This window comes from Litchfieldella rifensis, from assembly GCF_042646605.1.
In the GTDB taxonomy this organism is placed as follows: Bacteria; Pseudomonadota; Gammaproteobacteria; order Pseudomonadales; family Halomonadaceae; genus Litchfieldella; species Litchfieldella rifensis.
This window is the reverse complement of record NZ_JBHRUG010000007.1, coordinates 15,874-30,898: the sequence shown is the minus strand read 5'-3', so window position 1 is coordinate 30,898 and position 15,025 is coordinate 15,874. Positions and strand designations below refer to the sequence as shown.

Sequence of the window (15,025 nt, the reverse complement as noted above, 5' to 3'; positions counted from 1 at the left end):
TACAGACGAAGTCAGACGATGCTGCTTCCAGGAGCGGACGGCCTCCCCGGTAACGGGTGCCTAACTCTAGCAACTCATATGGTGTCAACATACAAGGAGCGGCTGTAGCCGCGATGCGGCGCGAAGCGTCGCCGGGGAGGTTAGGCCACTTCAGGCCTCGGTGCGTCGGCTGGTATATTGATTTCTTTGCCTGGACGGCTTTGGATATCGGCGATGCTGTTGCCGGCATCTGTCTCTCACTCTCAGTGTGGCTCTGATCCGCTCCATCCGGTTGGGTGGTTTGTCTATATGGCTACCCTCATAAAAGATGTGTTGGGCTTCTGCAAAACGCTCCAGCACACGAATTCTGGCTAGATGGCCGAGCTGTTTTTAAGGGTCAGAATATCAATGGGTTAGGTTAAGAACGGTACGTTGAATAACATTGTTGAACATGCTGGCGTGTTCCTGCAATATCATAGCGTTCCGTCTGATTTCTGTTGGCACTCATAGTAACCATATAGAGAGTGATATGTTAAATTTCTTCATCATGTTCTTAGGAGTTGTGGGTGTTTGTACCCAAATTGCGACTCGTAAAAGCTCCGAGTATGAGAAGCCATTAACCTTGGTTGGTCTGCACTATGGCGCAATGATTGGAATTATTCTGTTGAGCGGCTATAGCCAGTACTCAGCTTCTCAGAGTGATGAGAGTTACCGCAAAGCCAGCTTGGAGATAGAAGTGCTTTCTGAGGCTAGTGAACATTTCATACCAGTTGTAAAAAGCATGAACGAGCTTCAAAGCAAAATGCTTACAGTGAAAAGCTATTTGTCTTACCAGAGCGCTCAAGACAGGCATCCTGAGTTGGCTGAAGCTATTGATTGGTATAAAGATTCAAGTGACTCCCATCAGGCAGAATTACAAAGTGCTCAACATTCGCTTGATCGAATCCAAAGTGCTGCGGCTGAGATAATTAAGCTAAACATCGCCCATGGAAGCTTGATTCCACTTGAAACTGTTGAATGGGCCAGCGAGACTCTCAGTATCGAGTTTTCAAATGTGGAAAGCTATTTTGACGCCTACGCTCCTGTTGGTGAAACGCCAAAGTCCTCTGTTCTCGGATACGTTGATAGGACTGGTAAAGCATTTGGGCTGATAATGGGGAGACTGCGATCCGCAACAAGTGTTCTCAGCGACGATGGAGGGATCTAATGCATAACCAAGTGCTGCAGACGGACTGTGGACTTCCCCTCTTCGGTGGGGCGGCATCGCTAGCCTCTATGGGGTGAAGATGCCGGCCATGATTACGGGGAAGCGGCCCCACACTAATCGATTGAATTAAAAGTCAAGAAAGTTTAGTGGAGCCATGAGCTCCAAGCCACGTCGTTACACATTGCTGGAGGCATTGTGATTATTATTTATGGAATCAAGGAATATCTGAATCCGGTCAAGGCACAGCTTTCCGACGTCATCCATGGCTGCATGCAATCAATACTGGGCATGCCGGAAGACAAGCGGGCTCATCGTTTCGTGCCCATGGAGGCCGAGGACTTTTACTATCCAGGTGGCAGAACTCCCGCCTACACTGTCATTGAGATCAACATGATGCAGGGGCGTTCTCCAGACACTCAAAAGGCTCTGATAAAGGAGCTATTCAGTAAGATTGAGTCGGAGATTGGTATTTCACCTGTGGACGTCGAAGTGACCATCAAGGAGCAACCCGCCCACTGCTGGGGCTTCCGAGGCATGACCGGAGATGAGGCGCGTGACCTCAAGTATTCAGTCAAGGTGTAACAATCGCAGGCACGGCGACGGATTTTCCGTTGCGGCTTCGCCTCCACTACAAAGCTGCGCTTGTTGGCGATGTTGGCATCCCTTGAAAGAGACAAAACGTTGACGGTTCTGGTAGTTGGCGCCAGCGGGGCAACCGGGCGACTGCTCGTGGAAGAGTTGCTCAGTCGCGGTCATAAGGTGAGGGCGATCGTTCGGTCGCGTGGAAAATTACCGGATGCCCTCAGAAGCCACCATCTGCTGTCCATCGTTCATGCAAACCTCCTCGACCTCAGTGATGACGAGATGACGCAGCACGTGAACGGATGCACGGCGGTTGCATCGTGTCTGGGGCACAATCTGACCTTCAAGGGGATGTATGGATCCCCGAGGAAGCTAGTGACAGATGCCGTTCGTCGTCTGTGCGAGGCTGTCCGGGCTAATCGACCTCCGGGTCCCGTTAGATTCGTGCTGATGAATACCGCCGGCAACAGTAACCGCGATCTCAATGAACCCGTTTCATTGGGCCACCGGAGTGTGGTCGGGTTGATTCGCCTGTTACTACCTCCACACACGGACAACGAGAAGGCCACGGATTATCTGCGAACCAGCGTCGGCCAGAACGATAGCGCAATTGAATGGGTTGTTGTTAGGCCGGACACCCTGGTCAATGAAGGCGAGGTGACTGAGTATGACGTACATCCATCGCCTATCCGCAGCGCTATTTTCAATGCGGGCAAGACCAGCCGAATCAATGTTGCGCACTTCATGGCTAATCTGATCACGGATGACGAAACATGGAGCAGATGGAAGGGACGGATGCCCGTGATCTACGACAAGGGATTTTCCTAGGTTACGACCAATCGCTGCTTTGCATCCAACGTTTCAGCCGCTTACTCTTGACCACCGAGGTCGCTGAGACGGCCGTGGGTAACTAGCGCATGGTACGAACGGACTACGGCAGGCAGATGGCAGGGGCCATCGCGTCGTGCAGGGTAGGGCTGTAGGTAGGATCGGTGATGCCGCATACCGCTTAGGAAGTTAGACGGGCAACCCATGCATGTTCTGATTATTGAGGACAATCCGGATATCATTGCGAATCTGTACGGATATCTGGAACCCCTTGGCTATACGTTGGACGTGGCGCGTAATGGCAATGCAGGTGTCTCCTGCGCAACGGGCTCCTGCCATGATGCGATTGTCCTCGATCTGTCGCTGCCGGGCATGGATGGCGTGGAGGTGTGTCGGACGCTCCGTCAGGAGTACCGGCTGGCGACGCCGATCCTGATGCTGACCGCGCGTGACACGGTGCACGACAAGTTGACCGGGTTCGAGGTCGGCGCCGACGACTACCTGGTCAAGCCCTATTCCCTCCCCGAATTGGATGCGCGCCTGAAGGCGCTGGTACGCCGTGCGCGCAACGAGCATGTGCAATCGGTCCTGGCCTTCGGCGACCTTCGACTGGACGCGAGCACCCATCATGCTACACGCGCCGGACAGACGCTCGATTTGACGCCGACGGGTTACAAGATTCTTGCCGCGTTGATGCGTGCTGCGCCGAAGATAATGACGCGCGAAGCGATCGAGCGCGAGGTGTGGGGCGACAACCCGCCGGATAGCGATGCCTTGCGCACCCATATCCATACCCTGCGCCAGGTGCTCGACAAACCGTTCCCGTACCCGATGTTGCTGACCTTGCCGGGCACCGGCTACCGACTGACGGCGCCCGATGAAGCCTAGACTTTCGCTCACAAAGCGCATCGCGCTCACCTATATCCTGCTGACGGTCGCAGTGGCCGGCGCCTTTAGCTTGGTTTCCTATGTCTCCGTAAAGGTCATTGAGGAACAGGTCATTGGTGCACGACTCGCCAAGGTGGCGAACGGGCTGATCGACTCCCATGAACGGGGCCATACGCCGGGTGCGTCACCGGAAATGAGCTTCCTGATCGACGCCGACATTCCAGTCGAGTTGCGGCAATTGTCCGCCGGTTTTCACGAACTGACAGTCGACGACCGGCAGGTTCATGCACTGCTACGAGATCATGGCACCAGTCGTTACGCCGTGGTGCAGGAGGTAGACGAACTCGAGCATACGGAACTGGTCATCCTTCTGGCTCTGGCGGCCGGCTTTGCCGTCAGTGTCCTGCTCGCCGCCGTGCTCGGCGTGTTGAGTGCCCGGCGCGTGATCGCACCGGTAGCCGCCCTTGCCGAGGCGGTCGAGCGTAACGCAGGTCCGACTGGGCTGCCTTCCCTTTCCGCGCAGGATGAAATTGGCTCCTTGGCGCGCGCCTTCGCCAAGCGCACCGACAAGTTGCAGCAGTTCCTGCAGCGCGAGCGGCTGTTCACCGGCGATGTCAGCCATGAATTGCGCACACCGTTGACCATCATGCTAGGCGCGGCGGAAGTGCTGGCCGCGCAACTGTCGGACCATCCGGCGCAATATGCGACTGCGGAACGCATCCGGCGCGTGGCTGACGAAACCGCGCAACGGGTCAGCGCGCTGCTCCTGCTCTCGCGTACCCCGGAATCTCTGGATTCGCCGCGCATCGTCCTCAACACCATCATCGAGTCGGAAATGGAACGCTGCCGTCCCCTGCTGTACGGAAAGTCGGTCCAATGCAAGTTGGACTGGACTGGCCAGGTATTGGCCGACGTGCGCCCCGAACTGGCCGGGATCATGATCGGCAACTTGCTGCGTAATGCCTGCCAGCATACCGACCAGGGCAGGATTCTCGTTCAACTTACCGCTGGCCGGCTGGTGGTCGAAGATACCGGCACGGGCATTCCCCGGAGAGTGCGCGAGCGGCTGTTCGAGCGATTCGTCCACGGTGACGATCGGCCGGAGCATGAAGGGATGGGCCTGGGCCTGTCGATCGTGAAACGCGTGGTCGATCATATCGGCTGGGACGTGCGCCTGGAGATTCCGGAAGGCGGGGGAACCCGCTTCGTCCTGACTTTTCCTGCTGTGGCCCAATCCTCTTAACGCGCCTTAACGTTTTCTTGACGCCCATCGGCCTATCTTGACGATTCCATCGACAAGACCTCCAAGAGGAGAACCATGAAAAAAACAGTGATTGCCGTTGCCATGTCGTTGCTTTCAAGCACCGCCTTTGCCAGTGATGGCGCCGCTTGGGGCTATAGTGGCGATACCGGGCCTGAGAATTGGATAAAGCTTAGCCCGGAGTACAGCTCATGCGCCGGGAGCAATCAGTCACCCATCAACCTGACAGGGTTCATTGACGCCGAGCTGGAGCCCATTGCTTTTGACTACGAAGCGAAAAGCTCGGAAATTCTCAATAACGGTCATACCGTTCAAATCAATGTGCTTCCCGATGACACCATCACCGTCGATGGCATTGAGTTCGAACTAAAGCAATTCCACTTCCACGTGCCGAGTGAAAATCTTATACACGGCGAGTCATATCCTATGGAAGGGCATCTCGTACATGCCGACAAGGATGGCAATCTGGCAGTTGTAGCGGTGATGGTGACTGAAGGAGAAGCCAACGAAGCGCTTGCAAGAGCGTGGGCGCAAATGCCGGAAGAGGGTGAAACGCTAGCTCTGTCGTCAGATATTTCCCCGCTGGACATCCTGCCTTCGGATCGTGACTACTACCGCTTTAATGGTTCATTGACGACACCGCCTTGCTCCGAGGGCGTGCGTTGGTTGGTGATGAAGCAGCCGATTACAGCATCCAAGGAACAAATCGAGCAATTCCTGCATGTGATGCATCATCCCAACAATCGCCCCGTGCAAGCGGTCAACGCACGCCCTGTGTTGGAATAATCGGCATAACATCAAGCAAGCGGGGCCGCTTACAGCGGCCCCTTTTTCGATCCTGTCAGTCTAGCCAAACCCGTATTCTACAAGCCCTCCACCGACGACCTGGTCGTCGCGGCGACGTACTGCATTTCAATATCGCCGTTAACCCATCCCGATAGTCACCGCCAATCATTCGGAGGATGGCAACCAGGCGTATCCTGGCTCACACTTTACTATTAGGCATTCCTCATGCTCTATTGGGGAAGTGAAGGCTGCTGAGACGGCCAGTAGTAAGAACGAAAGGACAAGGGTACGAAGGGACTGCCGCAGGAAGAAGGCGTGATCGCTATTGCTATCGCGTCATGCAGGGTAGGGGCGGCAGCGTGCCGAAAGCGTTATATAAAGTATCGATCAAGGCTGAAGTAGAATTGGCGGAGCGACTGTAGCAGCTCCAAGGGAGTCGCTTAACATTGACGTTAGCAACAGGAAAAAACAATGAATGATTCTGAAAACATGTATGACCCGGAAGTGGGTGCTCGTGATCGAGATGTTGAAAAAAGGAAAAATAAATTATCTGTCGGGTTTGTTGTATTTTTGATAGCCACAATAATTTTGGTCACATTAAGTAGCCTTGCATCGTTTTCTTTAGCGTTCGTCCAATCGGGAAATATTGCTACGGCAATAGGCTCTGTAATTGGGCATTCACACTTTTTTCCTCTAGTGACTATTGCAATTGCTTCGTTCTGGCAGTCCATGAGAAATATGCGATCCAGAACCAAAATATATTTCTTTTGGTCGATCCTTACACTGCTTGCAGCCCTAAGCCAATGGGCGAAGTATCTTACGAGTGGGCTGTCGGCTCTCGGGTGATTGACTGGCCGCTCAGCTATAATCAGACCATGACAAACCCAAACAACCCTCTGTTCTGGCGTGATTCGCGTATGCCCCATGTGGAGCTGCGCAAGGTCGATGACGGCCGTAAGGTCTGCTATGCACCGCACAGCCATACCCATTGGTCCTTGGGCGCCATCACCGCGGGCGAGAGCACCTTTCGCTACCGTCATGACCAGTACCACATCAGTGTCGGGAACCTGGTACTGGTGAACCCGGATTGGGTGCACGCCTGCAATCCCATCGACGACCGGCCCTGGGCCTACCTGATGCTGTATGTCGATGCCGACTGGTTGACGCGCCTACGCTACGCGGCGGGACTGCTCGAGGCGCCGCGCTGGCAGGATATTCCTACCGCCGTCATCGCTGACCCTGCCTGGTATGAAGGTTATTGCCGGATGGCCGCTTGCCTGCTGGACCCGCAGCGAGACCTGCTGGACAAGCAGACGGAAGTGGTTGAGTACCTCTCTGCCCTGATGCACGAGCTGGCCGGTCAGCCGGTCCAACCCATTCCAAAGGCCCCGGCTAGGCTGCGGGAACTGGCCGTCTACCTCGACGATCACGCGGCGGAAGAGATTTCCCTGGATGAGCTATGTGATCGCTCAGGCTACAGCCCTGGCCACCTCATCCGTGCCTTCAAGCAACACTTCGGGCTCACGCCCCATGCGTATCTGATCAATCGCCGGATCCAATTGGGGCAGAGCGAACTGAAACGTGGTACGCCCATTGCCGAGGCGGCGCTGAATGCCGGCTTCAGCGATCAGCCGCATTTCCAGCGCACCTTCAAGCGCCTGGTGGCAGCCACTCCGAACCAGTACCGGCAGTCCTTACTCAATCAGCAAGTAGACACAACTGGCGGCGAGTAATACCGCCAGGGTTCGGTTGGTCGTGATCAGTACCGCGGGACGGTGGACGTAGCGGCGCAGAAAGGCACCAGCGTAAACCCAGCTTCCCAGCGACAGCCAGCAGATGGGTAAATAGAGCAAGGCAAAGGTGATGACCTGTTGTAGGTCGTTACCGCTGGTATAAGCCCCGATGCCCGAGGCCGAGGCCAACCAGGCCTTGGGATTGAGCCACTGCATCAGGGCACCGGTCATGAAGCCTGGCGCCTCATGGTTGTCTCCCTCAGGCAGGCGACCATCATCCCGGGCCAAGCGAAAGCTTAGGTAGAGCAGGAAGGCGACCCCGGCCCAGCGCAGCGCTTCCTGCAGCCCCGGCACGACCGTCAGCATCGAGTAGAGCCCCAGCCCCACGGCAATGAACAGGGCGATAAACCCCAGGGTGGCGCCGGTGACGAAGACCAGTCCCCTGGAAAGGGGGTAGCGGCTACCGCTGCTCAAGCACACCAAGTTCACGGGCCCCGGTGAGATCGAGGCCGCAAGGGCAAACGTCGACATTGGCAGAATCATGGACAGGCTCATCGTCACTCTCCTGGGTGGCAATGGCCGAAGTCTGCAATGACGGTTGATCGCAGTATTGAACGAAATTGAGGTGCCCCGTTCAGTCGACTAGAGTTACCCAGGTTCAGTTGGACGTTGGGTTTTCTACCATCTTGTTGGGCGCTATATCCTCAGTTCATCAAGAAGGTAGGGGCTCTGGCAATAAGCTCAGCCACTTACGAATAGATGCTGCGACACATCATCAGGAGGAGGCAGTCTTGCTTCGAATGTGGTGGTTAGTGACGCTACTTATCGCGGCGCTCGGTCTCGTCATGGGGGGTGCCCATGTGCTTGAACTACCGGTTCGAATGCAGTACGAACCTGAGTTCTACATGCAGGTCACCTCTACCCTGTACTTGTACTTCGGCCTTGCCGGCGGCCCAATTCAGGTCATCGCCTTCGTTGCCGCCGCCATGCTCACTTGGCTGCTGCGCCATCATGTCGCCTTCCGGTCAACGCTGGCAGGATCGGTCTGCCTCGGCCTTTCCCTGGTTCTCTGGTTCCTGCTCGTACAACCGGTGAACGCCGCCTGGGCAGATGCGCTGCAAACCGGTTCGGCTGATGCGGTTCAGGCATACGCTCAATTGCGTAGTCGCTGGGAGTATGGGCATGTCGCCGCCTTCGTCGCGTGGTGTCTCGGCTTCACGCTGCTGCTGAACGGGTTGCTTCGAGAGGCATTCGCTGCATCTTCCAAGGACTGATGAGGCGCTGCAGTTGATCCAGGGCGTTGAGCCTGCCATCGTCCTCTACTCAAAGCTCAGCAAGCGCGAAGACGTGCTGCATTCGATAGTGCCGTTAACCCAGCCCCATAGCCGTCATCAGTCGTTCGGAGGATGGCAACCGAGCGTATCCCCTCTCACACTTTGCTATTACACATCCTCATGCTTAGGCTAGTGAGATAAAGCCGCTGAGATGGCCGATAACTGATAAGACAAGAACAGGGTACATAGGGACTGCCGCGGGAAGATGGCCGTGGTGCCATCGCGTCATGCAGGGTAGGGGCGGTAGCGTGCCGCAAGCGTCATACGAAAACGGCCGCTCAGGCAGAAACGGAGTTGTAGGAGCGGCTTCAGCCGCGATGTGGCGCGAAGCGTCGCCGGAAAGTTAAGCCTGTTCATGCTTCGGCACGCCGGGTGGTTTTTGACCTCCTTGCCTAGAAGACTTTGGCAGCGACTACTTTAACAATGTGTCCTTATAAGGAACTCCAAGATGCTTTTCAAAGGTTCGTGTCATTGTGGTGATCTTCGCATCGAAGTCGAGGGCGAAATCGGTGAGGTGATCGACTGCGACTGCTCAATCTGCCGCATGACCGGCTACCTGCACTGGATCGTGGACAAGGAGCAGGTGAAGTTTCATGCTCAGTCCGATAGCCTCGCAACCTACATATGGGGTAGCGGCGAGGCGCGACACTATTTCTGTCGCACCTGTGGCGTGGCTCCGCTTCGTCGTCCTCGTTTGGCACCAGAAGGTTACAGTGTGAACGTCCGTTGCCTTGAGGGCGTGCAGATCGAGGGCCTCGATATCAAGCCTTACAACGGGCGCGATCTGAAGTAGCCCCATTTCGACCACACATTCTGGGTGAGCTAGAAGGCTCAGGGCTAACTTCTATAGCTCAGTCGATCATCCGGAACCCCGCACAGCAGAGGGAGGAGGGGATGCCGCTTCCAGTTTTATTGAAAGATGTCGTCGAGGTGATAGAGCCACTCAGCGATGAGTGGCAGGCCTATATCAACCGGGATACCGGGGAGCTGGTAAGCTTCACCGATGAAGAGGCGCAACTTGCCGAGGCGGAGGATATCGATGATAGCCTCGTGCCGGAGTGGCAGCAGGAGATACTGCCCAAGGTGAGGGAGGTGCTTGGTTCCGAGGCTTTCGTTCAGCTACCGGATAAGTTCGATTTTCATGAGTATCGGGTCATGGAGCGGTTTTGCCTGGAGCTGGATGATTCCGAGCTTCAGGAGGAGTTGCTTGATGCCATCCGCGGGCGAGGGGCATTTCGACGCTTCAAGGAGTTGATTCACATCAAGGGCATCGACAAGGCCTGGTATGCGTATCGCGAGCGGGAACTGAAAGCGTTCGCGGCGGAGTTCCTCGAGGCAGAGGGCATTTCCTATGTGGACTAGTGAGCGGTCATCACCTCGTTGATTCCCCAGCGGATTGCTGGTCGGCCGACACATGGCGTAGCAGGTTGCAGCGGATAGCCCACCACGCCGTTACAGTCCCAAACAGAATGACACCCGTGTCGCGCTGCCGGTTGCCGAAAAGGGTAGGCCTGTGTGGTAGACTGCGCGCCTCAGCCTGCGCCTGCGACACTTTCCCACCGGTAGCCAGTCATGGAAATCAAAGTCAATTTTCTCGAAAATCTCAGGCTTGAAGCCAAGTTTGACGATTTCACCGTCACCACCGATCAGCCCATTCGCTACAAAGGCGACGGTTCGGCGCCAAGTCCCTTCGATTACTTCCTGGCGTCCTCAGCGCTGTGTGCGGCCTACTTCGTTCGTGTTTACTGCCTGGCACGGAACATTCCCACTGAGAACATTCGCCTGTCGCAGAACAACATCGTCGATCCGGAGAATCGCTATAACCAGATCTTCAAGATCCAGGTCGAGTTGCCGGAAGACATCTCGCCCAAGGACCGCGAAGGCATCCTGCGCTCGATCGAGCGTTGCACGGTAAAGAAGGTGGTGCAGACCGGGCCGGAGTTCCAGATCGAGACGGTGGAGAACCTGGACGAGGATGCGCAGGCCCTGTTGATGGTCCAGCCGGAAGGGGAAGCCAGCACCTGGATCGAGGGCAAGGACCTGCCGCTGGAGCAGACCATCGCCAACATGACGGGCATCCTGGCGGATCTGGGCATGAAGATCGAGATCGCCTCCTGGCGCAACATCGTGCCCCATGTGTGGTCGCTGCACATTCGCGATGCCGCCTCACCCATGTGCTTCACCAACGGCAAGGGCGCCACCAAGGAGAGCGCGCTGTGTTCCGCACTGGGCGAGTTCATCGAGCGCCTGAGCTGCAACTTCTTCTATAACGACCAGTTCTTCGGCGAAGAGATCGCCAACAGCAAATTCGTTCACTATCCGGACGAGGAGTGGTTCCAGCCGGGGCCGAACGACGAGCTGCCCGATGGCATCCTGGACGACTACTGCCTGGAGATCTTCGACCCGGATGGCGAGCTGTGCGGCTCACACCTGATCGATACCAACTCCGGCAAGGCGGAGCGGGGCATCGTCGCCTTGCCCTACGTGCGCCAATCGGATGCAGAGGTGGTCTACTTCCCCTCGAACCTGATCGAGAACCTCTACCTCAGCAATGGCATGAGCGCCGGCAACACCCTGCAGGAGGCGCAGGTGCAGTGCCTGTCGGAGATCTTCGAGCGGGCGGTGAAGAAGGAGATCCTCGAGCAGGAGATTGCGCTGCCGGATGTGCCCATGGAGGTGCTGCAGCGCTACCCCGACATTTTCGAAGGCATCCAGGCGTTGGAAGCGCAAGGCTTCCCGGTACTGGTCAAGGACGCCTCCCTGGGTGGGCGGTTCCCGGTGATGTGCGTGACCCTGATGAACCCGCGGACAGGCGGTGTGTTCGCCTCCTTCGGCGCGCACCCGAGCTTCGAGGTGGCGCTGGAACGCAGCCTCACCGAGCTGCTGCAGGGCCGCAGCCTGGAAGGCCTGAACGACTTCCTGCCGCCGACCTTCAACTCGCAAGCCATCTCCGAGCCGAACAACTTCGTCGAGCACTTCATCGACTCCTCAGGGCTGGTCTCGTGGCGCTTCTTCAGTGCCAAGCACGACTACGGCTTCTGCGACTGGGATTTCTCGGGCACCAACGAGGAAGAAGCGGCGTCCCTGTTCGGCATTCTGGAAGACATGGGCAAGGAAGTGTACATGGCCGTGCACGAGGATCTGGGGGCGCCGGTCTGCCGTATCCTGGTGCCGGGCTACTCCGAGGTGTACCCGGTGGAAGATCTGATCTGGGACAACACCAACATGGCCCTGGCCTTCCGGGAGGACATTCTCCACCTGCACGACTTGAGTGACGATCAACTGGTCGACCTGCTGGAGCGCCTGGAAGAGAGCCAGCTCGACGACCACATGGATATCATCACCCTGATCGGTATCGAGTTCGACGAGAACACCGTGTGGGGGCAGCTGACCATCCTCGAGCTGAAGCTGTTGATCAACCTCGCCCTGCAACAGCATGAAGAAGCCCTCGAGCGGGTCGATATGTTCCTGCAGTACAACGACAACACCGTGGAGCGCGGGCTCTTCTACCGTGCGATGAACGCGGTGCTGGAGATCATTCTTGACGACGAGTTGGAGCTTGACGACTACCTCTACAACCTCCGGCGCATGTTCGGCGAAGAAACCATGGAGGCAGTGGTCGGCTCGGTGACTGGCGAGGTCCGCTTCCACGGCCTGACCCCCACCGGTATGGCGCTGGAAGGCCTGGAGAAGCACCAGCGTCTGATCGAAAGCTACAAGAAGCTGCACGCCGCACGTGCCGCTAGGGCAGGCGTGGCGGTGTAGGCGCATACAAGCCACTTCCCACCATGAAAATGCCCCGGGTCAGTTCACTGGCTCGGGGCGCTGCGTTTTGGCGTATCAATGCGCCTTCTTCCACTCCCTCTGTAGGCAACGGCAATTCGCCTTATGCTTTGGTTGGCGTTGCCCTCAACGTTACGGTTGATTACGGTAGGGAAAAGCCGCAAAGATGGCTTAGGTAAGCCCAAGGTACGCAGGGACTGCCGCATCAGGGATGATGCACTCATCATTCATTTTGCCGGGTAGGGCGGTAGCGTGCTGAAAGCTTCACCTCAGGTTGAAGCCGAATTGTAGGAGCGGCTGTAGCCGCGATGCGGTGCGAAGCGACGCCGGTGAACCGGAGCGTTAACCATCGGAGTTAGCATGACAGATTATCGCGTGAAATTTGACTTTACAGTTCATTTTACAAATGGCGGTAGCCTTTCTGCGCACGACTTCCGTCTCGACATTCCTGGTGCAGATATTTCTGACGATCAGCTCGCTGCCTATCTGATTCAGGACATGCGATTGCTTATGGCTGGACGCGTAGACATTTCAAACAAAGAAATCATTTCTGAACCTCACAAGCGTCAACCCATCGACACAAGCGACCTTCCGCAGCGTACCGTTAATCTTTCATCCGATAGGATTCCATTGGACGAGCTACTTACTTTGGCAACTTTATCGTCAATCCGAGTAATAGCTAAGAATGGAGAAAGCTACAAAATTTCTCGTTTGGTGGTCTAACACGTCACTCAAGCCAACTGGGCTACGCTTCGCTCCGCCCAGCGGCTTAGCTTTGCGTTGGGCGCTACTCACATCCAGAACGCACCGGGCTGTCGATTACGCGGTGTCTCGTTCGACTACTGGATGCTAGAAAGCAAACCAGGAGGATGAGCTCATGCGAAAAGTGATTGTCGGCGCTATGGTTTCATTGGATGGCGTCATGCAGGCGCCTGGCGGGCCGCGAGAAGACCCGACCGGCGGATTCAGCTACGGCGGCTGGGTCGCGCCGCTGGCGGACGAGGTGTTCGGCGAAGAGATCGGCAAGATGTTCAGTCAGCCGTTCGACCTGCTGCTCGGACGGAAGACGTACGAGATCTTCGCCGCGCACTGGCCGTATGCCGAGGACGGGCCTGATGATTCCATCGCTAAAACCTTCAACGCGATCAAAAAATACGTTGCGACCCGAAAGGGGCTGGAACTGACCTGGAAGGACTCGGTGGCCCTCCGTGACGCGGCGTCCGATGTCGCCAGGCTGAAGCAGGAAGACGGACCAGCACTAGTCACACAAGGCAGCACCGACCTGATCCGAACGCTCTTTGCGAGCGATCTCGTCGACGAGATCAATCTATTCATATTCCCGGTCGTGCTTGGGAGAGGCAAGAAGCTGTTTGACGATGGCGCGAAGGCAGCGGCATTCAAACTCGCCGCCAATCGAGTGTCGCCCAACGGTATTGTGATCGCGCATTATGTGCGCGATGGCGCGGTGAAAACCGGCGACTTTGCCATGGACCCTCCCACGCCGGCGGAAGTCGCACGGCGTGAGAAGATGCAGCGAGAGGGCTAGCAGCCGGGGGCGAAAAGCGGTGGCATTCGCCTTGGATGGGACTCACAACCACGGCGGCGCTACCTGGCCCTAAGCTTTGTCTGAAAAGTCGTCGAGCGATGATCAGACAAGGCAAAAATCAGCGAAAAGACGGAGTTTACGGGGTGTAAATGAGTACTTTGAGCTGATTTTTAACGCCGTATGATCGAGCGCAGGCAGTTTTCAGACAAAGCGTAGTCTTTCGGAGCTGTGGGCTGCCTGCTTCGGGCGACTCATAACGAGGGAGAAGTGACATGACGACACCAGCAAAGAACACGATTTGCCTTTGGTACGATGGCGACGCTGAGGACGCGGCGCGATTTTACGCAAAGACCTTTCCCGATTCATCCGTTGGCGCAGTGCACCGCGCACCGGGAGACTTTCCATCGGGGACGGAAGGGGACGTGCTGACCGTCGAGTTTACCGTAATGGGCATTCCGTGCCTCGGGCTCAACGGCGGACCTGCGTTCAAGCACAGCGAAGCGTTCTCGTTTCAGGTCGCAACGGCTGACCAAGCCGAAACGGATCGCTACTGGAACGCGATAGTCGGCAACGGCGGCCAGGAGAGCGCGTGCGGCTGGTGCAAGGATAAATGGGGATTGTCCTGGCAGATTACGCCGATCGCCCTGACGAAAGCGTTCACCGATCCCGACCGCGCTGCTGCCAAGCGCGCGTTCGATGCGATGATGCAGATGAAAAAGATCGACATCGCGGAAATCGAGGCGGCGCAACGTGGCTGAGGTTGCATCTTCGAAGCGGGCGTCCCGCGGAAGCGCAAGGGGCTCGCATAAGAGATTCACGCAAAATTAGGACCGGCGCAATAACAAGAGGGTGCACCGGTGCGAAAACGCCGGCGCGGTTTCGCACCGGTGACCTTGAACGTTATACAGGGTGTTCGTATTAGCGTACGTACCTAAAGGCGTACACTGATACGAAATGTAACACCGGCGGTGCATCATGACCGGAATTACTGCAACTGAAGCGCGCAGCAATCTCTATCGCTTGATTGATGAAACTGCCGAGTCCCACCAGCCGATTGTCATCATGGGTAAGCGGAACAGGGCTGCTAGGTAGGTGAAA

The 15,025-nt window shown here is 56.6% G+C and carries 17 protein-coding genes; 16 read left to right on the top strand and 1 reads right to left on the bottom strand.

Annotated features, from left to right (window positions below):
* The first annotated feature begins 508 nt into the window (after window positions 1-508).
* From ACFOEV_RS03465 to ACFOEV_RS03430, 8 genes are all read left to right on the top strand, one after another.
* The gene (locus ACFOEV_RS03465; protein ID WP_386771637.1) at window positions 509-1,186 is read left to right on the top strand and encodes a hypothetical protein; all 678 of its coding nucleotides are present in this window, start codon (window positions 509-511) and stop codon (window positions 1,184-1,186) included.
* A gap of 195 nt (window positions 1,187-1,381) precedes the next feature.
* Window positions 1,382-1,768 carry a tautomerase family protein gene (locus tag ACFOEV_RS03460; protein WP_386771634.1) on the top strand — a complete coding sequence of 129 codons (387 nt, stop codon included), beginning with the start codon at window positions 1,382-1,384 and terminating at the stop codon, window positions 1,766-1,768.
* Between the two features lie 99 nt (window positions 1,769-1,867).
* Window positions 1,868-2,596, top strand: coding sequence for an NAD(P)-dependent oxidoreductase (locus ACFOEV_RS03455; protein WP_386771632.1), 729 nt, complete (start codon window positions 1,868-1,870; stop codon window positions 2,594-2,596).
* A gap of 204 nt (window positions 2,597-2,800) precedes the next feature.
* A complete protein-coding gene (locus ACFOEV_RS03450) occupies window positions 2,801-3,484 on the top strand; it encodes a response regulator transcription factor (protein ID WP_386771630.1) in 684 nt (227 codons plus the stop codon).
* Window positions 3,474-4,727 (top strand): sensor histidine kinase, encoded by a 1,254-nt coding sequence (locus ACFOEV_RS03445; RefSeq protein WP_386771628.1) that lies wholly within the window; start codon window positions 3,474-3,476, stop codon window positions 4,725-4,727. Before ACFOEV_RS03450 ends, ACFOEV_RS03445 begins: the two co-directional genes overlap by 11 nt.
* A 75-nt stretch (window positions 4,728-4,802) precedes the next feature.
* Window positions 4,803-5,531: a carbonic anhydrase gene (locus tag ACFOEV_RS03440; RefSeq protein ID WP_386771626.1), complete on the top strand. Its 729-nt coding sequence runs from the start codon at window positions 4,803-4,805 to the stop codon at window positions 5,529-5,531.
* 471 nt (window positions 5,532-6,002) lie between these two features.
* On the top strand, window positions 6,003-6,377 hold the full coding sequence (locus ACFOEV_RS03435) for a hypothetical protein (protein ID WP_386771624.1): 375 nt from the start codon (window positions 6,003-6,005) through the stop codon (window positions 6,375-6,377).
* A 29-nt stretch (window positions 6,378-6,406) separates the two neighbouring features.
* On the top strand, window positions 6,407-7,264 hold the full coding sequence (locus ACFOEV_RS03430) for a helix-turn-helix domain-containing protein (protein WP_386771622.1): 858 nt from the start codon (window positions 6,407-6,409) through the stop codon (window positions 7,262-7,264).
* Here the strand turns inward: ACFOEV_RS03430 and ACFOEV_RS03425 are convergent.
* Window positions 7,226-7,819 carry a LysE family translocator gene (locus ACFOEV_RS03425; RefSeq protein WP_386771620.1) on the bottom strand — a complete coding sequence of 198 codons (594 nt, stop codon included), beginning with the start codon at window positions 7,817-7,819 and terminating at the stop codon, window positions 7,226-7,228. The two genes, ACFOEV_RS03430 and ACFOEV_RS03425, sit on opposite strands and share 39 nt — an antisense overlap.
* A 245-nt stretch (window positions 7,820-8,064) precedes the next feature.
* On the opposite strand from ACFOEV_RS03425, the gene ACFOEV_RS03420 reads away from it, so the two are divergent.
* The 8 genes from ACFOEV_RS03420 to ACFOEV_RS03385 all read left to right on the top strand — a co-directional run bounded on the left by ACFOEV_RS03420 (window position 8,065) and on the right by ACFOEV_RS03385 (window position 15,019).
* Window positions 8,065-8,538, top strand: coding sequence for a hypothetical protein (locus ACFOEV_RS03420; RefSeq protein WP_386771618.1), 474 nt, complete (start codon window positions 8,065-8,067; stop codon window positions 8,536-8,538).
* Between the two features lie 508 nt (window positions 8,539-9,046).
* Window positions 9,047-9,391, top strand: coding sequence for a GFA family protein (locus ACFOEV_RS03415; RefSeq protein ID WP_386771616.1), 345 nt, complete (start codon window positions 9,047-9,049; stop codon window positions 9,389-9,391).
* Between the two features lie 101 nt (window positions 9,392-9,492).
* Window positions 9,493-9,960 carry a UPF0158 family protein gene (locus tag ACFOEV_RS03410; protein ID WP_386771614.1) on the top strand — a complete coding sequence of 156 codons (468 nt, stop codon included), beginning with the start codon at window positions 9,493-9,495 and terminating at the stop codon, window positions 9,958-9,960.
* A gap of 210 nt (window positions 9,961-10,170) precedes the next feature.
* A complete protein-coding gene (locus tag ACFOEV_RS03405) occupies window positions 10,171-12,363 on the top strand; it encodes an OsmC domain/YcaO domain-containing protein (protein ID WP_386771612.1) in 2,193 nt (730 codons plus the stop codon).
* Window positions 12,364-12,741: 378 nt separating this feature from the next.
* Window positions 12,742-13,104 (top strand): hypothetical protein, encoded by a 363-nt coding sequence (locus tag ACFOEV_RS03400; protein ID WP_386771610.1) that lies wholly within the window; start codon window positions 12,742-12,744, stop codon window positions 13,102-13,104.
* Window positions 13,105-13,258: 154 nt separating this feature from the next.
* Window positions 13,259-13,927, top strand: a complete 669-nt coding sequence (locus ACFOEV_RS03395; RefSeq protein ID WP_386771608.1) for a dihydrofolate reductase family protein — start codon at window positions 13,259-13,261, stop codon at window positions 13,925-13,927.
* A 272-nt stretch (window positions 13,928-14,199) separates the two neighbouring features.
* Entirely contained in the window at window positions 14,200-14,685 is a 486-nt protein-coding gene (locus ACFOEV_RS03390; protein WP_386771606.1) for a VOC family protein, read from the top strand.
* A 217-nt stretch (window positions 14,686-14,902) separates the two neighbouring features.
* On the top strand, window positions 14,903-15,019 hold the full coding sequence (locus ACFOEV_RS03385; RefSeq protein WP_449280233.1) for a type II toxin-antitoxin system Phd/YefM family antitoxin: 117 nt from the start codon (window positions 14,903-14,905) through the stop codon (window positions 15,017-15,019).
* The last annotated feature ends 6 nt before the right edge of the window (window positions 15,020-15,025 follow it).